Annotated in this window: 18 protein-coding genes; 11 read left to right on the forward strand and 7 right to left on the reverse strand. The window is 69.5% G+C overall.

Going from position 1 to position 18,706, the window contains the following annotated elements; translation table 11 throughout:
* Positions 1-2 precede the first annotated feature (2 nt).
* From HUA76_RS10465 to HUA76_RS10505, 9 genes are all read left to right on the forward strand, one after another.
* The gene (locus tag HUA76_RS10465) at positions 3-449 is read left to right on the forward strand and encodes an Rrf2 family transcriptional regulator (RefSeq protein WP_141643356.1); all 447 of its coding nucleotides are present in this window, start codon (positions 3-5) and stop codon (positions 447-449) included.
* Positions 446-706 (forward strand): hypothetical protein, encoded by a 261-nt coding sequence (locus HUA76_RS10470; RefSeq protein WP_174453959.1) that lies wholly within the window; start codon positions 446-448, stop codon positions 704-706. Before HUA76_RS10465 ends, HUA76_RS10470 begins: the two co-directional genes overlap by 4 nt.
* 411 nt (positions 707-1,117) lie before the next feature.
* Positions 1,118-2,146 carry an ADP-ribosylglycohydrolase family protein gene (locus tag HUA76_RS10475; protein WP_141643358.1) on the forward strand — a complete coding sequence of 343 codons (1,029 nt, stop codon included), beginning with the start codon at positions 1,118-1,120 and terminating at the stop codon, positions 2,144-2,146.
* A gap of 174 nt (positions 2,147-2,320) precedes the next feature.
* On the forward strand, positions 2,321-2,725 hold the full coding sequence (locus HUA76_RS10480) for a phage holin family protein (protein ID WP_141643359.1): 405 nt from the start codon (positions 2,321-2,323) through the stop codon (positions 2,723-2,725).
* Positions 2,722-3,231, forward strand: a complete 510-nt coding sequence (locus tag HUA76_RS10485; RefSeq protein ID WP_174460753.1) for a hypothetical protein — start codon at positions 2,722-2,724, stop codon at positions 3,229-3,231. Before HUA76_RS10480 ends, HUA76_RS10485 begins: the two co-directional genes overlap by 4 nt.
* A 45-nt stretch (positions 3,232-3,276) precedes the next feature.
* Positions 3,277-4,623, forward strand: a complete 1,347-nt coding sequence (locus HUA76_RS10490; RefSeq protein ID WP_305794229.1) for a cytochrome ubiquinol oxidase subunit I — start codon at positions 3,277-3,279, stop codon at positions 4,621-4,623.
* Positions 4,613-5,638, forward strand: a complete 1,026-nt coding sequence (locus HUA76_RS10495) for a cytochrome d ubiquinol oxidase subunit II (protein ID WP_174460755.1) — start codon at positions 4,613-4,615, stop codon at positions 5,636-5,638. Before HUA76_RS10490 ends, HUA76_RS10495 begins: the two co-directional genes overlap by 11 nt.
* 362 nt (positions 5,639-6,000) lie before the next feature.
* Positions 6,001-8,793, forward strand: a complete 2,793-nt coding sequence (locus HUA76_RS10500; RefSeq protein ID WP_174453963.1) for a beta-propeller fold lactonase family protein — start codon at positions 6,001-6,003, stop codon at positions 8,791-8,793.
* A gap of 60 nt (positions 8,794-8,853) precedes the next feature.
* A complete protein-coding gene (locus HUA76_RS10505) occupies positions 8,854-9,252 on the forward strand; it encodes a DoxX family protein (RefSeq protein WP_174453964.1) in 399 nt (132 codons plus the stop codon).
* Positions 9,253-9,306: 54 nt separating this feature from the next.
* Here the strand turns inward: HUA76_RS10505 and HUA76_RS10510 are convergent, their stop codons facing one another.
* The 3 genes from HUA76_RS10510 to HUA76_RS10520 form a co-directional block, all read right to left on the reverse strand.
* The gene (locus tag HUA76_RS10510) at positions 9,307-9,819 is read right to left on the reverse strand and encodes a hypothetical protein (protein WP_174460756.1); all 513 of its coding nucleotides are present in this window, start codon (positions 9,817-9,819) and stop codon (positions 9,307-9,309) included.
* An 84-nt stretch (positions 9,820-9,903) separates the two neighbouring features.
* The gene (locus HUA76_RS10515; RefSeq protein WP_141643366.1) at positions 9,904-10,674 is read right to left on the reverse strand and encodes an SDR family NAD(P)-dependent oxidoreductase; all 771 of its coding nucleotides are present in this window, start codon (positions 10,672-10,674) and stop codon (positions 9,904-9,906) included.
* 97 nt (positions 10,675-10,771) lie between these two features.
* On the reverse strand, positions 10,772-11,746 hold the full coding sequence (locus tag HUA76_RS10520; RefSeq protein WP_174453966.1) for an alpha/beta fold hydrolase: 975 nt from the start codon (positions 11,744-11,746) through the stop codon (positions 10,772-10,774).
* A gap of 111 nt (positions 11,747-11,857) precedes the next feature.
* Between HUA76_RS10520 and HUA76_RS10525 the strand changes: the two genes are divergently transcribed.
* A complete protein-coding gene (locus HUA76_RS10525) occupies positions 11,858-12,760 on the forward strand; it encodes a LysR family transcriptional regulator (protein ID WP_174460757.1) in 903 nt (300 codons plus the stop codon).
* Between the two features lie 179 nt (positions 12,761-12,939).
* Here HUA76_RS10525 and HUA76_RS10530 read toward each other — a convergent pair whose 3' ends face one another.
* Positions 12,940-13,839: an AraC family transcriptional regulator gene (locus HUA76_RS10530; RefSeq protein ID WP_174460758.1), complete on the reverse strand. Its 900-nt coding sequence runs from the start codon at positions 13,837-13,839 to the stop codon at positions 12,940-12,942.
* 195 nt (positions 13,840-14,034) lie between these two features.
* Between HUA76_RS10530 and HUA76_RS10535 the strand changes: the two genes are divergently transcribed.
* Positions 14,035-15,066: an alpha/beta fold hydrolase gene (locus HUA76_RS10535; protein ID WP_174460759.1), complete on the forward strand. Its 1,032-nt coding sequence runs from the start codon at positions 14,035-14,037 to the stop codon at positions 15,064-15,066.
* A 162-nt stretch (positions 15,067-15,228) separates the two neighbouring features.
* Here the strand turns inward: HUA76_RS10535 and HUA76_RS10540 are convergent, their stop codons facing one another.
* From HUA76_RS10540 to HUA76_RS10550, 3 genes are all read right to left on the reverse strand, one after another.
* Positions 15,229-16,818 carry a glucose-6-phosphate isomerase gene (locus HUA76_RS10540; protein ID WP_174460760.1) on the reverse strand — a complete coding sequence of 530 codons (1,590 nt, stop codon included), beginning with the start codon at positions 16,816-16,818 and terminating at the stop codon, positions 15,229-15,231.
* A gap of 179 nt (positions 16,819-16,997) precedes the next feature.
* Positions 16,998-17,897 carry a sterol desaturase family protein gene (locus HUA76_RS10545; RefSeq protein WP_174453971.1) on the reverse strand — a complete coding sequence of 300 codons (900 nt, stop codon included), beginning with the start codon at positions 17,895-17,897 and terminating at the stop codon, positions 16,998-17,000.
* 21 nt (positions 17,898-17,918) lie between these two features.
* Positions 17,919-18,593, reverse strand: a complete 675-nt coding sequence (locus HUA76_RS10550) for a TetR/AcrR family transcriptional regulator (RefSeq protein ID WP_141648158.1) — start codon at positions 18,591-18,593, stop codon at positions 17,919-17,921.
* Between the last annotated feature and the right edge of the window lie 113 nt (positions 18,594-18,706).

The raw sequence follows: 18,706 nt of genomic DNA on the forward strand, positions 1-18,706 counted from the left end.
CCGTGCACCTCACCCTCCACGCCGACTACTCGCTGCGCGTCCTGCTCTACCTCGCCGCCCGCCCCGGAAGGCTCGCGTCCACGCAGGAGCTGGCGGACGCATATGGCATCTCCAAGCACCACCTGGTGCGGGTGGTGCAGACGCTGTCGGGCGAGGGCTTCGTGGAGGTCAAGGCCGGGCGCTCCGGAGGCGTGACGCTGGCGCGCGCCACCAAGGACATCTCCGTGGGCAAGGTGCTGCGCGCGGCCGAGCCCGACTTCGAACTGGTGGAGTGCTTCAACCGTGAAACCAACACGTGCCCCATCGCCCCGGCCTGTGGGCTCAAGGGCGTGCTGGCGGAGGCGCGGGAGGCCTTCCTCGCGGTGCTGGACCGGTACACACTGGCGGACCTGGTCGGCCGCTCCCGCAAGGACCTGGCCGACCTCTTCCTCCCCGTGACGGCGCCATGACCTCTGCCCCGCTCGAGCTGTTCCACCGCATCGCCGACAAGCCCTCCGCCGCGGCGCGCCGTTACATCGTCGACCACGCGCTGGAGGACCGCGTCGTGTTCCGCAACCTCGTGTACGCGGAAGCCGAACTGGACTGGACGCTGCATGGCGGCCACTCCACACCCGCACTCTGGGACGGGACACACCTGCACCAGGGCGCGGAGGCGGTGCTGGCGCGCTTGCAGGCCGTCGTCAACCTGGGCCGCGACGACGCGTGACGCGTGACGGCGCGTGTGCCGACTCCCGCGTGATGCTGCCACCTGCGCGTTCCTCGTGCGCCATGCGCTCCGTGTGAGTGGCGGCACGAAAGCTTCCGGAGTTGGACACGTGTGCAGGTGCGCGAATGCATGCGGGTGCTCGGGCTTGCCGCGCGCGTGCTGGTTGCGGTAGTCAGCCCACCCCCGCGTGCGACGGCGGGGGGCACGAGGCAAGGAGGGTGGATGGTGATGACGGCGGGCGTCCTGGTGTATGGCGTGGAATTCGCTCGCGTGAAACACGCGAGTGGCCTCCTCCTTCGCGAGTCAAGTCCCCACGCGTGTCATTTCACCGGAAGCCGTGCGCGTTTCACGCGATTCGCGCGCTTCTCCCTGTCCGTCCAGCCCTGAGCCTCGGTTAATCTCCTCGACTCCATGCCGCTGACTCCCTCTGAGCGCCAGGACAGGTTCCATGCGGCGTTCGTGGGGCTCGCCATTGGGGATGCGCTCGGCTTTCCGCTGCGCGGAATCCCCCCCGCGAGTCTCGCGCGGCTGCCGGGGCTCGCCGAGGACTTCGCGCCCAGGCCGCGCGGCAAGTTCGCCAAGGGCCAGTTCAGCGACGACACGCAGTTGTTGCTGGCGGCGGCGGAGAGCGTCATCCGCGAGGGCCGCGTGGACGGGCGCAGCGCGGCGGCGCACCTGGCGTGGCTGTGGCAGGAGGGCATCATCCTCCAGCCGCCTCGCAGCCTCGCGGAGTCGCTCCAGCGGCTCTCCAGCGGCACGCCGTGGATGAGCGCGGGCGCGCCCCTGGGCACGCGTTGCCCGTCGGTGCTCAGCCGCTCGCTGGTGGTGGGCCTGCTGGAGAGCGGTCAGCGCGCGCGTCTGCCGCACGACGCGGGCGTGCTCACCGTCATCACCCACAAGGACCCGGTCTGCGCCGCCGCCGCCGCCGCCTTCGCGCAGGCGGCCGCGCTGGGCATGGAGGAGGAGCCGCTGACGCCCGCGGCCTTCTGCGAGCAGCTGTCGCTGACGGCGGCCGTGCATGACAAGGGGCTGGCCGAGGAAGTGCGGCACCTGCCCCGGCTCCTGACGTGGGACACCACGCGCGCGTTGACGCAGCTGCGCAAGGTGGGCGTGCCTCCCAGTGAGCTGAAGGGCGTGGACGGGCTGCCCTCGCACGTGGTGCCCGTGCTGCTGACGTCGCTGTACGCCGCGCTGAAGGTGCCCCACGACTTCCGCGAGGCGGTGGCGCTGGTGCTGCGCTGCGGTGGAGAAGCGGACGTCGCGGCGGCGCTGACGGGCGCGTTGCTGGGCGCGCACCTGGGCACGCGCGCGCTTCCCGCGCGGCTGCGCAAGCAGGTGCTGTACGTGGACAACCTGGTGGACACCGCGGACCGACTGTTCCGGGCCCATCAGGTCCGCGAGACGCTGGCCACGGCCCTGGCCCACCAGCGTCGCCGTTAGCCCATCGACACGCTCCAGGCAGGCGACCAGGCGGGCCGGCCCTGTACTTCCAGGCGGGCTTTGCGCGCTCGTCCGCCCTGCCCACCTTGTCCGGAGGAGTGGGGCCAGGTGCCGGCCGAGCGGACGGGCGCGCACCCGGGAGTCCCCCTCCTCAGAGCGCGGGAGACGTGAGCCGTGGACCTCGAATCGGAACGCCTGGAGCGCAGCCAACTGGAGTCGCTCTCCACGGCGGAGCTCATCCGGCATGCCCTGGCGGAGACACGCCTGTTGGTGCGCGCCGAGGTGCTGCACGCCAAGAAGGAGCTTCGCGACGAGCTGAAGGCCGCGCGCACCGCGGGCATCCTCATTGGCGCGGGAGCCGTGCTCGCCCTCACGTCCCTGGCCGTGCTCTTCGTGGCGCTGGGCCTGGCCCTGCCCCTGCGCGCCGCCCTGGGCGTGTTGCTGGTGGGTGTGGTGTTGCTCGCCATCGCCGGAGGCATGCTCTTCCTGGGCAGCAAGCGCGTGCCCAAGAAGCCGCTGACCCACACCCAGGAGCGCTTGAAGCTCGACTACCAGCTCACGCGGGAGACGCTGCAATGAATGGCAACGGCCGAGGGGGCAACGAGCTGGTGGAGCGTCAGCGCCACGTCGACCACCGCATCACCCGTGGCATGGATGACCGCGAGCAGGTGGAGCAGACGGCGGACCGCATCCGGGATGAGCTCCTGCTGACGTTGGAGGAGCTGGACCGGCGGCGCGGGCGCGCCCTCGACGTCCGCTATCAGGTGAAGCAGCACACCGGCGCGCTGGTGGCCGCGGGCGCCGTGGCCATGGTGCTGGTGGGCGCGGGCGTGGGCCTGGCCATCTACCGCTCCCGCCACCGGGGGGAAGTGCTGCGCAAGAAGCGCCGCAAGGCGCTCCAGCGGGCCTGGGCGCACCCGGACCAGCTGGCCTCCAGCGCGGACCAACGCCCCGTGGGCGCCGAGCTGGGCCGCAAGCTCATCCTCATCTTCGCCACCACCCTGGCCACCGCCGTGGCGAAGAACTCCGTGAAGACGCTCGTGCCCGCCCGTCAGGCTCCGAGCCCCGCTTCGCTGGAGAAGTAGAATCTCTAAATGCGCGACAATTGTGCATAACGTATTCTGATGTTCATGACGGACCTGCTCTATGCGCGGGCGCAGATGGGCCTGTCGCTCGCGTTCCACATCGTGTTCGCGGCGGCGGGCGTGGCGTTGCCAGTCCTCATGGTGCTGAGTGACTGGAAGGCGCGGCGCACCGGAGACTCCGACTACCGGAAGCTGAGCCAGAAGCTGGCGAAGGGGACGGCCATCCTCTTCGCGGTGGGCGCGGTGAGTGGCACGGTGTTGTCGTTCGAACTGGGCCTGCTGTGGCCGGAGTTCATGGGCCAGTACGGCGAGGTGATTGGGCTGCCCTTCAGCCTGGAGGGTGTGGCCTTCTTCACCGAGGCCATCTTCCTGGGCATCTATCTGTACGGTCGCGAGCGGGTGTCGCCAGGGCTGCACCTGTTCTCCGGTGTCATGGTGGCGGTGAGTGGCGCGGCCAGCGCGTTCTTCGTCACGCTGGTCAACGTGTTCATGAATGACCCGTCGGGCTTCGTGGCCACGCCGCATGGGCCCACGGATATCGAACCGCTGAAGGCGATGTTCAGTCCGGGCTGGCTCACCCAGACGTCGCACGTGCTGCTCTCCTGCTATCAGGCGAGCGCGTTCGCGATGGCGGGCATCCACGCCTTCGTGCTCCTGCGCCATCCAGGCTCGGCCTTCCATCGCAAGGCGCTGTCGGTGGCGCTGCCGCTCGCGTGTGTCACCGCGCTGCTCCAGCCCGTCGTGGGCGACTTGTCCGCCAAGCACGTGGCGAAGGCGCAGCCGGTGAAGCTCGCGGCGATGGAGGGGCAGTTCGAGACGGAGCGCGGCGCGCCGTTGCGCCTGGGCGGGCTGCCCGACGTGGAGACGGGCACTGTCTCCCACGCGTTGGACATCCCCAACGGCCTGTCCATCCTCGCGTTTGGCGACCCCAACGCGGAGGTGAAGGGGCTCAACGAGTTCCCACGCGACACGTGGCCGCCGGTGGCGAAGGTACACGTCGCCTTCCAGGTGATGGTGGGCGCGGGCAGTGCCATGGCGTTGCTGGCGCTGGTGACGCTTGCGTATCGGTGGCGGAGGAAGGCGTGGCCGTCGGGTCGGAAGATGATGTGGGCGTGGCTGGTGTCGGGGCCGCTCGGGCTGGTGGCGTTGGAGGCGGGGTGGCTCGTCACCGAGTGGGGGCGGCAGCCGTGGATTGTCCGGGGCGTCATGCGCACGGCGGACGCGGTGACACCGGTGCCGCACCTGGCCGCGCCGTTCTGGACGTTCACCGTCGTGTACGTGTTCCTGGGCGTGGTGGTGGTGGCGCTGTTGAAGCGGCAGGTGGCGGACACGCTGCCGGACCGCGAGCCGAAGGGCCCTGACGCGAAGGGAGGCGAGGCCCATGTCCACTGACGCGGTGCTGGGCTTCGTGTTGGCGGGGACGTTCGTGCTCTACGCGCTGTTTGGGGGCGCGGACTTCGGCGGCGGGGTGTGGGACCTCTTGTCCTTCGGGCCGCGCAAGGCGGAGCAGCGGGCGCTCATCGCTCACGCCATGGGCCCGGTGTGGGAGGTGAATCACATCTGGCTCATTGTCGGTGTGGTGTTGTTGTTCGCGGGGTTTCCTCGCGCCTTCGCGGCGCTGAGCGTGGCGCTGCATGTGCCGTTGACATTGCTGCTCCTGGGCATCGTCTTCCGGGGCGCGGCCTTCACCTTCCGCACGTACGACATGCGGGGCGACGCCGCGCAGCGGCAGTGGGGCCTGGTGTTCAGCGCGGCGAGCATTGTCGCGCCGTTGCTGCTGGGCATGTGCGTGGGCGCGGTGGCGAGCGGCTCCATCCGCGTGGAGGGCAGGGTGGTGGTGAGCGGCTTCTTCGCGTCGTGGCTGTCGCCCTTCGCGTGGGCGGTGGGGGTGCTGGCGCTGGCGCTCTTCGCCTTCCTGGCCGCGGTGTTCCTCACCCACGAGGCGTCTGGAGCGGAGCTGCGTGAGGACTTCAGGAAGCGCGCGCTCGGGGCGGGGGTGGCCGTGTTCGTCGCGGCGGTGGCCGTGTTGCTGCTCGCGCGCGAGGGCGCGCCCCGGGTGTGGGAGGGGTTGTCACGCTCACCCTTCGCGCTGGCGTTGCATGCGGCGACGGGGGTGGCGGCGGTGACGGCCTTCGCCTTGTTGTGGACGCGTCGCTTCCAGTGGGCGCGGCTGGCGGCGGCCTTCCAGGCCGGGCTCATCGTCCTGGGCTGGGCGGCGTCCCAGTATCCCTATCTGGTGGTGCCGGACGTGACGCTGCAAGGCGCGGCTGCGAGCCCCGCGACGCAGCGTCTGCTGCTCATCGCGCTCGGGGTGGGAGCGCTCACGGTGATTCCGTCCATCGCGCTCCTGTTCCGCGTGTTCCGCCCCAGGCCCGAGGGCTCGGCCACGACGGACACTCACGGCTGATGTGTCCAGGGCGGAGACACTCCGCCGGATGTGACGCCGTGAGACAGAAAAATCCTGTCTCAATGGAGCACGGGCTTGTAACGCCATGGGGGCGGTTTCTTGCGTGGCGCCCGCATTTTTGGGTGTCGCGGTTCTGTCCGCTTTGGCGTGGGTAAATGGACTTGTGTGTCTGCCTTTGCTTGGCGTGTGTGACGCCCTGAGTCGTTTTCCAGGCAGCTCGAATCTTTGATTCCCGAGAGGACGCACCCCGCAGGGGTAGATGTAGGAATGCGTTTTTTCTCACGCAAGGAGTTGCATCCGTCGCGTTGATAAATGCAAGACAGTGAGAAGCACCGCTTCTTCCTGACGTGGAGGTCGCCGATATGGCTGTCATCCGACGCGCGGTCTTGCTGCTGTGCTTCATTGCGCTCCTGCTCCCGGGGATGTCTCACGCCGATGAGTCGTTCGTGAACTGGGAGGACCCCCACGTTCACCCGCTGGAGCTGACCCCTGATGGCAATTTGCTGCTGGCGGTGAACACGGCCGACAACCGGCTGATGGTGTTCGATGTGACGTCGAGGCGGGGGTTGGAGCTGGTGGCCTCCATCCCCGTGGGACTGGACCCCGTGTCGGTGCGGGCCCGGAGCAATACCGAGGCGTGGGTGGTGAACCACATCTCCGACAGCGTGAGCATCGTCGACCTGCGACGCGGCACCGTGACGGCCACCGTCTATACGGATGACGAGCCCGCGGACGTCGTCTTCGCGGGACGCCCGGAGCGGGCCTTCATCACCTGCTCCCAGGTCAACCGCGTGCTGGTGGTGGACCCGCGTCGTCCGGACGCGACGCCCCGGCGCATCACCCTGAAGGGCGAGGACCCGCGTGCGCTCGCGGTGAGCCCCGACGGCCGCTTCGTCTATGCGGCCATCTTCGAGTCCGGCAATGGCAGCACCATCCTCGGCGGTGGCTCGCTGATTCCGAACGCCTACCCGCCCAACGCCGTGAGCGACGCGCGCGGGCCCTATGGCGGCATCAACCCGCCGCCCAACGCGGGCTCCACCTTCTTCCCCGCGCTCAACCCCGCCAACCCGCCGCCTCCGCCCGTGGGCCTCATCGTGCGCAAGAACACGCGAGGCCAGTGGCTGGACGACAACCGCGCGGACTGGACGGACCTGGTGAGCGGGGCGAATGCCGCCGCCTCCGGTCGCCTCACGGGCTGGGACATGCCGGACCGCGACCTGGCCATCATCGACGCGGCGTCACTCGACGTCAGCTACGCCACGCGGCTGATGAACGCGAACATGGCGCTGGCCGTGCACCCCTCCGGCTCCGTCACGGTGGTGGGCACCGACGCGCGCAACGAGGTGCGCTTCGAGCCGAACGTCAACGGGCGCTTCCTGCGCGTGCTGATGGCGGTGGTGGACCCTCGCCGGCCGACGTCGCCCTCGGTTCATGACCTCAACCCGCACCTCGATTACTCCACGCCCACGGTGCCCCAGTCCGTGCGGAACCTGTCGGTGGGAGACCCGCGCGGCATCGCCTGGAACTCGCGCGGCACGCGGGCCTTCGTGACGGGCATGGGCTCCAACAACGTGGTGGCCGTGGGCCTGGGTGGCGCGCGGCTGGGACAGGTGGAGGTGGGCGAGGGGCCCACGGGCATCGTGTCCGACGACTCGCGCGACAGGCTCTACGTGCTCAACCGCTTCGGCGCGAGCATCTCCGTGCTGAGCACGGACCGGCTGAAGGAGCTGTCACGGGTGGAGTTCTTCGACCCGACGCCCCAGGCCCTCAAGGTGGGCCGCAAGCACCTGTACGACACGCACAAGACGTCGGGCCTGGGCCACGTGTCCTGCGCGTCGTGCCACATCGACGGGCGCATGGACCGGCTGGGCTGGGATTTGGGAGACCCGACGGGCGCGGTGAAGTCGCTGGCCGGGCAGAACCTGGGCATGGGCCTGCCGCTGCCGCCCTTCGAGGCGTGGCACCCGATGAAGGGCCCCATGACGACGCAGACGCTCCAGGACATCATCGGCAAGGAGCCGCTGCACTGGCGCGGAGACCGGGCGAGCCTGGAGGAGTTCAACCCCGCCTTCGAGGGCCTCCAGGGTGACGATGCCCAGCTCACGCCTCGGGAGATGAAGGAGCTGCGCTCGTTCCTCGCGACGCTCACCTTCCCGCCCAACCCGTTTCGCAACCTGGACAACTCGCTGCCCCGGAACCTGCCGCTGACGGGCCACTACACGACGGGCCGCTTCGCGCCGGCCGGTCAGCCGCTGCCCAATGGCGACGCGACGCGGGGCATGGCGCTGTTCCGCCCGCCGCGCCTGCTCGCGCAGGGCCTCTTCGCGTGCAACACCTGCCACACCTTCCCGTCGGGCCTCGCCGTCGACATGCAGTGGACCGGCGCCATGTGGATGCCCATGCAGAAGGGCGCCACGGGCGAGTCGCACCACGCGCTCGTGTCCACGGACGGCAGCACCAACGTCACGCTCAAGGTGCCGCAGCTGCGCAACGTCTACGAGAAGGTGGGCATGGAGCTGACGCAGAAGGAGAGCCTGTCCGGCTTCGCCTTCATCCATGACGGCAGCGTGGACTCGCTGGCGCGCTTCATCACCGAGCCGACCTTCAATCCGGAGAGCGACCAGGAGGTGGCGGACCTCGTCGCGCTGCTGCTGTCCTTCGCGGGCTCGGAGCTGCCGCGCGGCTCGGCCACGGACATGTTCCTGCCGCCGGGGCCGGACAGCAAGGACTCGCACGCGGCGGTGGGGCAGCAGGTGACCCTGACGACGGCCACGCCCTCCGAGTTCGCCCGGGTGCTGCAGTTCATGTCCCTGGCGGAGCAGGGCAAGGTGGGGCTGGTGGTGAAGGGGCGCCGACATGGCGAGGAGCGCGGCTTCGCCTATCTCGGCGGCGGTGTGTTCCAGTCGGACCGGGCCTCGGAGAAGGTGGGGGCGTATCTGCTGCTGGCGGGTGCGCGGCCCGGCGCGGAGCTGACGTACACCGTGGTGCCCGCGGGCTCCGAGCGGCGCATCGGCGTGGACCGGGACGAGGACGGCATGCTGGACCGGGACGAGCTGGACCGGGGTCGCAGGCCGGACCGGGCGAATGATGGCCGACGGTTCGTCGAAGGCGAGGGGGCGGGTCAGAGTGGCCCGCTTGCGACGGCGGATTTGTAACCCGTATCGTCTCGCGCGGGGGGCTGCTCGTCAGCCCATACGGTCCTTGGAGGCGTGAGCATGAAGCTGAAAGTCGCGTATTGGGTTGTCACCGGACTGGTCTCCCTGTCGGCCACGGTCTCTGCCTTCCTGTATCTGACCGCTGCGCCGAACATGGTCGCGGCGTTCGAGCACCTGGGCTACCCGGACTACTTCCGGACCATGCTGGGCATCGCGAAGCTGCTGGGCGTGGTGGCGCTGTGGGCCCCCGGGTCTCGCACGTTGCGCGAGTGGGCCTATGCGGGCTTCGCCATCGACTTCGTGGCGGCGGCGGTGTCCCACACTGCGATGGGGGACCCGCTGGGCAACACCATCTCGCCCCTCGTCACCCTGGCGCTGCTGCTCACCTCGCACCAGCTCTGGCACCGCATCTCCGCCGGAGTCGAGGCGGCTCCGGCGGTGCATCCCGCGGGGGCGTGACGTCCCTTGGAAGATGCGAGCGCGGCGGTGGCGTCGCCGCCGCGCTGGTAGCACTCAGGGCGTGGTGGGCCAGATGACGCGAGGCTCCTCGTCGCCTTTGGCCACGAGCACGCTGACGTCATCCACCATGTCTTCCGAGTCGAGGGCTTGCAGCACGGTGCGGACCGCCGCGTCGGCGTGCATCACCTGGCAGTGGACGCGCAGGAAGCCGTCGCGCAGCTCGCCGCCTTCCACCTCGCCGTTGCCCGTCCAGCCGAGGGCGTCCGTGAGGAGCTCCTCGACGGCGACGCGCTTCTCCACGTCGTGCCCCGTGCCCTTGCCCTCGATGGGGTACTGGACGATGAGCGTGGCCATGGCGTCGAGCTCGGGCTCGTCATAGTCCTGCTCGATGAGCGGGCCGGCGGCGTCGGCGATGGCGAAGTCGGGGTCCTCTTCCGGGGGGAGGGGCGTGTCCTTCTGTTCGCCCACTTCGCCCACGGTGCCCCAGTGCGTGGTGACCACGCCCTCATGCACCCAGACCTCCCAGAAACGGAGGCTGTCGCCTTCCTTTTTGTAAAGCTTCAGCACGGAATACCCCAGGGGAGGGCCCTCCATAGCATGGCGTCCGGCTGGCGCCATCCAGGGTGCTGGCCCACCGTGTCCGGGGCCCGTTCAGAAGGCGCGGCCCTGTCCGCCGTCCACGGGGAGCGTGGCCCCCGTCACCCAGCGAGCGCGCTCCGAGCAGAGGAAGGTCACCACGTCCGCCACCTCCTCGGGCGAGCCGAAGCGACCCCAGGGCAGCTCGTCCTTCACCATCTTCGCGACCTTCTCCGGGTCGGCCTTCTGGCGTTTGTCCCAGCTTCCCCCGGGGAAGAGGATGGAGCCGGGCGCCACGCCGTTGACGCGGATGTGGTGGCGCGCGAGGTCCACGGCCATCTCCTTGGTGAGCGCGGTGAGGCCCGCCTTGGCGGTGGTGTAGGGCGCGCTGGTGGCGTACTCGCGGCCGTAGATGGAATTGATGTGGACGATGGTGCCGCCGCCCTTCGCGCGCATGACCTCCACGGCGCGCTGGCTGCACCACACGGCGGACATGAGGTTGCGGTCGAGCACGGCGGTCCACTGCTCCGCCGTGGCCGAGTCGAAGGCGCCCGCGCCGCCGCTGCCGCCCACGTTGTTGACGAGGATGTCCAGCGTGCCGAACGCGCGCACCGCCGCGTCCACCGCCGCCACGGCGCCCGCCAGGGTGGCCACGTCCGCGACGACGGTGGCGACGTCCGCGCCCGCCGCGCGCAGCTCCTTCGCGGCGGCGTCCAGTGCCTCCGCGCCCCGTGCGCTGAGACACACCCGTGCGCCCTCGCGAGCCAGCGCCGCCACCGTGGCCCGTCCAATGCCTCGGCTGCTGCCGGTGACGAGGGCCGCCTTGCCTTTGAGCTCCAGTTCCATGGAGCCGGGTTCTACTTCAGGTCACCCGGGAGCCAACGCCGTCCGCGCGACACCTGACGCCTGTTTCACACGGCGGCTCCCGCGCCGGTTGTGGGGGCTACCGTGGGTTGACGGGGCGCGGGGTGAGCGCCTGGATGGCAAGCCACTCGACGGCGTCTTCCCACAGGGTGTCGCGGAAGTTCTCCCGGAAGAAGCCGAAGTGGCCGATGGCCTGGCCCACGTCCTTCGGTGTCAGCCGGCGGTGCTCCACCAGCGCGTCCGCGTAGAACGACAGCAGGTGCTCCACGGAGGCCTTCGAGGCGATGGGGTCGTCCGAGAAGCTGTAGGCCCGCAGCGGCAGGTACAGCGACGCGAAGGCCTCGCGGCGTGCCTCACCCCCTTCGCTGAGCAGGTAGTCCGGGGACAGGCACCAGCGCGCCCACTGCGCGGCCACGCCCGCGGGCAGGTCCTCCGCCGTCCCCGCCCAGCCCGGCAGCTTGCCGAAGGCCCGCGTCAGCACGGGCGTGAGCACGCGCCAGTTGAGCGCCATGCGCAGTCGCTGGGGGAAGAGCTTGTAGTAGCCGGAGCCCGTCGCCACGTTCAGCAGCGCGGACACCTCGCGAGCGTTCTCCGCCAGCCCGAGCAACTGGCCACCCACGCTGTGGCCCACCATCAGCAGGCGTCGCCCCGGGAAGCGCTCGCGCATCGCGGCGATGGCGCCCGCGAGGTCCTGGCTTCCCCAGTCCTCCATGCGCGCGCCGAAGCCCGTGAGGGTGTCTGGGCGTGAGCCGCCAATGCCCCGGTAGTCGAAGGTGACGGTGGGAAAGCCCCGGCGCGCGAGGAAGGACGCGAAGCGCGAGTAGTACCGCTGACGCGCTCCCGTGGCCCCGGCCAGCAGCACCACCGCGCCGACCTCCGCGCCCTCGTGGGGGAAGAGGGTGGCGGCCAGCGGGTAGCCGTCCTGGGCCTTGAGTCGAAAGGGGACGCCCGGGCTCGTGCCCTGGGTGACCGCCGTCAGTCTGTCCTCCTGGGGGATGCTCCGCACCGAGGGGACCGTGTCTTGCTCCAGCGCCGTCGCATGTGACATGGACATCGCGTTCTCCTGTCGTTCGCGCGGGGCCGCCAAGAGAGCCGCCGCTTCCAGGGTCCGAGATAGCGCCGGAAGTGCTGCGGGAATGCAGGGCTTTGCTGCACCATTGCAGGCATGGATATGCGATGGGACGACCTGCGCTACCTCCTCTCCGTGGCACGCCAGGGCTCGCTTGCCGGAGCAGCCCGGGAGCTGAGGGTGGACGCCACCACGGTGGGACGGCGGCTGGCGGCGCTGGAGAAGGCGCTCGGCACGCGGCTGGTGCTACGAGGCTCGCGCACGTTGGGGCTCACGGAAGACGCCGAGGCGGTGGTGGCGCGGGCGCGGGAGATGGAGGACTCACTCCGCCTGCTTCACGACTCCGTCTCCGATGAAGCGAAGGCCGAGGGCACCGTCCGACTCGCGGCCACCGAGTATCTGGCCCAGGCCCTGCTCGCCGCGCACCTGGGCGAGCTTCATGCGCGCCACCCCGGCCTGAACCTGGAGCTGGTGGTGGGCACTGACGTGGTGGACCTCCAGCGAGGCGACGCGGACCTGGCGCTGCGGTTGATACCGCCCCGAGGTGACGCCCTGGTGGTGCGCAAGGTCGGCGAGATTGCCTTCGCCATGTACGCATCGCGCGGCTACCTGCGCCGCCGGGGCGCACCTCGGCCCGGGGACTTTCGCGAGCACACCGTGCTCGTCTACCGGATGGCCCTCACGTCTGGAGAGGAGTCCGAGGAGTTGAAGCGGGTCACGGCGGGGGGACGGCGATTGCTCCAGAGCAACAGCACCGCGGTGTTGCGCGAGGCCGCGGCGGCGGGGCTGGGCGTCGCGCTGCTGCCGTGTCTCTCGGGCGAGCGGGACGCTCGGTTGACGCGCGTGGGCGCGGGAGTCCTGGCGAAGCGGCCCTTGTGGCTGACGTTCCACAAGGACTTGCAGCGCAGCCCGCGTGTGCGCGCGGTTTCGGATTGGGTGGCGGAGGTGTGTCGGCGAGAGAAGGCGGGGCTCGCGGGGACACAGGCGGCAACGCGATAGTCGCCTCGCTCGTTTCAGCGCCGGGCCGACTCCAGGACGCGTGCGTCGCGCGGGGGGGTGTCGCGGCGTCCGTCGGGGACGGCTCTGGAGCGTCCTCTCCCAGCAGGAGGCGCAGGTGCCCTTTGTCACGGTGGACGAACTCGCGAGCGCCGACGGCGGGCGAGGCACCGTGAGTCGCATCACCCGCGCGAAGACGCTCGCACGGTGTCGGCCCAGTCCTTCGGAGTCACCTTGCGGAAGCGCACGGGAGAGCTGCCCACCTCGCGGCGGAAGGTGTTGATGAAGTTCGAGAGGTCTCCGAAGCCCACGTCGAAGGCGATGTCCGTCACGGGCCGCTCGGTATCGCGGAGCAGCTCCAGCGCGCGTCGCACGCGGGTCTGCAGGAGGAAGCGATGGGGCGTCACACCCGTCTCGCGCTTGAACACGCGGAGGAAGTGATACGGGCTCAAGCCGGCCACGCGCGCCAGTTCCTCCAGTCGAAGCTCGCGCGCGGAGTCGTGCTCAATCGCATGCAGCGCCGCGTAGACGCTGTCCCGAGCGGCGCGGTTGTCGCGAGTCGCCTCGGGCTTGGGCGCGCGGCCGAGCAGCGCTCCGACATGCGCCGCGAGCGCGAGCCCCAACTCCTCCAGGCCCAGGGATGCGCCATGAACGGCGAGCTGTTTCTCGGCGAGGTGTCGGAGCGCTTCGACACGTGACGAGGGCGGAAGCACTGACCGCGTGAAGTACTGGCGAGGCGCTCCGCGGGGAGGACTCCCCACCAGCTCCTCGAGCGCGGCCTCGTCGAAGCGGAAGATGATGCAGCGGTCTCCCCCGGCGTGCTCGTGCGAGATTTCATACTGCTGCCCGGGGTTGGCGAGCATCGCGAAGCCGGTGGTGAGCAGCCTGGGCCCGTGCTCGCTTCGGAAGCCGAACACTCCCGAGCGCACCAGCGAGATGGAGGTATGGGTGAACTGCTCCGGTTCGACTGGGGCACCCTTCGACGCGGGGCAGTGATACGCGAAGACGCGCACCAGTCCGTCGTGCGCCACTTCCCGACGTGGGAGCGAGGTCGGCGTGGGGAGGCCCGTCGAACGACTCATGTCGCGAGCCTAGGTCAAAGTCCCAGCTGGCGGTCCAGGGGCAACCCCAGCGTTCCCATTTCCGGGACGCATGGGCGCATGCGTCCCGTGAGCAATTTTCACCAAGTGGCCTTGGGGTCAGCTGGTTACAAGTCCCGCCGTTGCACGGCATGACACCCGCCGCGCTCCACACCCCTTCAGGAAATGACTTCGGGAATGAGCTCCAAGGACTTCGCATTGCCCCGCAACCCCGTAGTGACGCACGGACTGCGTCGCAGGGAGTTCCTCGCCTTCACCACGGGAGCGCTGGCTGTCAGCGCGCTCTCCGGCTGCGTGCCTCGCGCGACCGGCGGCACCTCCGCGCAGCAGGGTGGTGCGTTGGACGCGGCGGCCTACCACGCCTCCCGGCGCTACCTCGACAGTCGCTTCGGGCGAATCGCCTACGTCGAGCGCGGCACGGGTGAGGCCGCGTTGTTCCTTCACGGCTTCCCGTTGAACAGCTTCCAGTGGCGCGGCGCCATCGAGCGGCTGTCGCCGTACCGGCGTTGTGTCGCTCCTGATTTCATGGGGCTCGGATACACCGAGGTCGCGGAGGGTCAGAGCTACGCGCCCGAGGCCCAGGTGGACATGCTCGTCGAGTTGCTCGACAGGCTCGCCATCAAGTCGGTCGACGTCATCGCCAATGACAGTGGGGGCGCCATCGCGCAACTCCTCGTCACCCGGCATCCGGAGCGCGTGCGGACGCTGCTGCTGACGAACTGCGATGTGGAGAGTGAGTGCCCGCCCGCCGCGGTGCTGCCCGTCATCGAGATGGCACGCAAGGGCGAGTACGTGGATGCGTGGCTTGCGCCATGGCTCGCGGACAAGGCGCTCGCGCGCTCGGAGAAGGGCTTCGGGGGCATGTGCTACTCGAATCCCTCCCAGCCCACGGACGAGGCCATCGAGTACTACTTCGCGCCCCTCGTGCGTTCGCCGCGCGGCAAGGCGCAGGCGCATGCGTACACACTCGGGTTGGAGGCCAACGCGTTGGCGGGCATCGGGCCGGCGCTCCAGAAGTGCACCGTGCCCACGCGCATCCTCTGGGGAACGGGCGACACCATCTTCTCGCAGTCGAGCGCCGACTACCTGGACCAGACGTTCGGCGCCTCGCGAGGTGTGCGGCGCGTGCCCGGCGCGAAGCTCTTCTTCCCCGAGGAGTACCCGGACCTCATCGCCGAGGAGGCGCGTCGCCTCTGGGGCGTGGGCTGACGCGACACGCGGGAGCCCGGCGCGGACGAACGCCGGGATTCGTGCCTCAAGTCACTTCCTCTCGAAGCGAGCTCCCGAGGGGTTCGCTTCATGAAGAGGCGTGTCTCTGAGGCAACCTGCGAGAACCCGGCGCGGACGAACGCCGGGCTGTCGTGGTGCGCTTTACTTCACCTGGAAGCGAGCCTCGGAGGGGCTCGCGCCACCCGAGCGCTGCACGCCGCGCCCCGGGTTGGCCGCCAGGTGCTCCAGCACCTTGAACACCGTCTCCACCTCGTCGGGCTGGCCGACGTCGTTGGCGAGCTGCTCGGCCGAACGCGCCGATGCACGCGCATCCAGCAGGCGCGCAGTGAGCTTCTTCTGAAGCTCCAGCACGCTCGTCGCCGCCTTCTTGCCCGCCTCCACGCCCGGCTGGTGGTACGCGTTGATGTGCACCAGGCTCGCGTACAGACCCACCGCGCGCTCGTAGAGGGCAATCAGCGCGCCCACCGTGCGCGCGCTCACGTCCGGAACCGTGAGGGTGATGGACTCGCGGCCCTTCTCGAACAGCGCGCGGCGCGTGCCCAGCATGAAGCCCAGCAGGTAGTCCCCGCTGGTGATGCCGCGCTCCACTTCCATCGACTCGCCGTCGCGGTCCTTCAGCACCTCGATGAAGGTAGCGAAGAAGTTCGGCACGCCCTCGCGCAGCTGCTGCACATACGCGTGCTGGTCCGTGGAGCCCTTGTTCCCGTAGACGGCGATGCCCTGGTTCACCACCTTGCCGTCCAGGTCCTTCTCCTTGCCCAGCGACTCCATGACGAGCTGCTGGAGGTACCGCGACATCAGGAGCAGACGGTCCTTGTACGGCAGGATGACCATGTCCTTCAGGCCCTTGCCGTCGCCCGCGTGGAACCACATCAGCGCCAGCAGCGCCGCCGGGTTCTTCACCGCGTCACGCTGCCGCGTCGCCACGTCCATCTCCCGGGCGCCCGCCAGCATCGCGTCGATGTCCAGGCCCTGGAGCCGCGCGGGCAGCAGGCCCACCGCCGACATCACCGACGTGCGTCCGCCAACCCAGTCCCACATCGGGAAGGTGCGCAGCCAGCCCTGCTTCTTCGCGTGTGTGTCCAGCTCGCTGCCCGCGCCCGTGACGGCCACCGCGTGCTTGCTGAAGGTGAGCCCCTGCTCCACATAGGCGCGCTCGGCCTCCAGCATGCCGTTGTGCGTCTCCTTCGTGCCGCCGGACTTGCTGATGACCACCGTCAGCGTCTCGGCCAGCTGGGCGCCGAGCTGTCCCAGCACCCGGTCCATCCCATCCGGGTCCGTGTTGTCGAAGAAGGACACCCGCAGCTTGTCGTCCCGCGACGTCAGCGCGTCCGCCACCAACTGCGGCCCGAGCGCCGAGCCGCCGATGCCCACCAACAGCAGATGCGTGAAGCGCTGCGCCTTCTGCGGCTTCAGCTTCCCGTCATGCACGTCGCGCGCGAAGGCGTGGACGGCGGCCACCGTGTCGGTGACGTCCTTGGAGAGCGCGGGCTCCGGGGCCAGTTCGGGGGCGCGCAGCCAGTAGTGGCCCACGCGGCGGTTCTCATCCGGGTTCGCGATGGCGCCCTTCTCCAGCGCCTCCATCTGGGAGAAGGCTTCCTCCAGGCGCGGACGCATCCGCTCCAGATAGTCCGCGGCGAAGCCCATGCGCGAGACGTCGAGGGAGAACCCCAGCGACGGGACGACGCTCAGATACCGCTGGTACCGCTCCCACAGCTCACGCTCGGTCATGACTCGTCCTCCTCCTGGGGGTGCTCGCGCGAAAAAAGTGCCGGCTGGCTTAGCGCCTCCGCTCGCGTGAGGGAAGCCGAACACGCGCGCGACGCGAGGACTCGACACCCGGGAAGGGCGCAGTGCTCAACACCCGCCACTCCCCAGGGAGTCAGGGGCACCCCTGGAGGGTCTTCACCTCAGGCGGAAGGGCGCACCGGCTCCGTCGCCGGAGGACTGCCGGGCGGCGCACTTCGCTCGTCCGGTTTCCACGCGGGATTGCGGAAGACGTAGCTCAGTCGCTGCTTCAATGAGCCCGGCTTCATCGCATCCCTGGCGATGGCGAAGAACTCGTGGAACGCGATGCGCAGCGGGTTGTACGTCTGGAGGTTCTTCGTCAGGCCGTAGACGGGCTTCTCACCCTCGGGTTCGAAGGTGCCGAACATCCGGTCCCAGATGATGAGGATGCCCGCGTAGTTCTTGTCGAGGTAGCGCGGGTTGGACGCGTGGTGCACGCGGTGGTGCGACGGCGTGTTGAGCACCCACTCCAGCGGACGCGGCAGCCGGTGGATGGCCTCGGTGTGAATCCAGTACTGGTAGAGCAGGCTCACCGACTGCTGGACGACAATCATCACCGGGGAGAAGCCGAGCAGCGCCAGCGGCGCCCAGAACACCCAGCCCGTGGGGTTGGTCCACGTCTGCCGCAGCGCCGTGGTCAGGTTGTAGTGCTGACTGGAGTGGTGCACCACGTGCGACGCCCAGAAGAAGCGGCTCTCGTGGTGGACGCGATGGAACCAGTAGTAGCAGAGGTCCTCCGCGAAGAAGAGCAGCACCCAGGCCAGCACCCCCGTGCCCACGCGCAGCGGCGTCAGGTTGTAGAGCGCCAGGTAGCCGGCGAAGGCGATGCCCTTCCAGACCACGTTGATGAACACGTTGCCCAGGCCCATGGAGAGACTGGCGGCCGAGTCCTTCAGGGTATGTCCCGCCACCTCGCGGCCTTCGTCACGCAGCTTCTTTACCCACAGCGCCTCGGCCACCACCGTCAGGATGAAGACGGGGATGGCGGGAGTGATGAGGTCGGGAATGTGTACGGCGTCCATGGGACACCTCCATCGTGATGCTCAGGAGCGGTGGCGTTGGCGCGGTCGACGTGTCGAAGGTGGAGAGAAAGCACTGCGCATGAAGCGGGTGAGGGCATCGAGCATGCGGCGGTGGGCCGGGTCATCCGGACGCGCGCTTCCCCCGACGGCCGCACCCTGCACGGCGTCCAGCGCCAGCTCCACCACGGAGTCGAACTCCGGGTAGGCGGTCGCCGCCTCGGGGAACAGCTCGCGCGCCACCCGGTGAAGGTTCTCCCGGTGCGGCCCATCCACCGCGGCCAGCGCCACCTGGAGCGCCGTGTCCGTGCGCGCGGCCACATACAACTCGATGGCCGCTTGAAGCTCTGGCCGCTGGTACGCGGCCCACAACATGTCCACGGCGGAGGCGATGCGGTCCTTGCTCGACGGCCGCGCGCCGACACCGGCCAGGTAGTCCTGGATGATTCGCGGGAAGAGGTGCTCCACCGCCGCGGCGAGCAGCTCCTCCTTCGTATCGAAGTGCGTGAAGAGCGCGCCCTGGGACACGCCTGCTCGCTTCGCGACCTCCACCGTCGTCAGGCGCGCGTGCCCCGCGTCCACCAACGTGTCGATGGTGGCGTCCAGCAGCTTGCGGCGCGTCGTCTCGCGGCGCTCCTGCTGCGTGCGGCGGGGAGGGCGGGGTGGCCCTTCAGTAGGGGATGCACTCTTCACGGCCATCTGCCGAAAGCATAACTCCGATGTTAATGAGTGACCAGTCACTATGTCACGGCTGCTGGTGAGGGAGGGTGATCCACGGTGCCACCCATGGTGGCGCAGGTGAGACACGAGGG

The organism is Myxococcus sp. CA056 (assembly GCF_013336715.1).
Classification (GTDB): domain Bacteria; phylum Myxococcota; class Myxococcia; order Myxococcales; family Myxococcaceae; genus Myxococcus; species Myxococcus llanfairpwllgwyngyllgogerychwyrndrobwllllantysiliogogogochensis.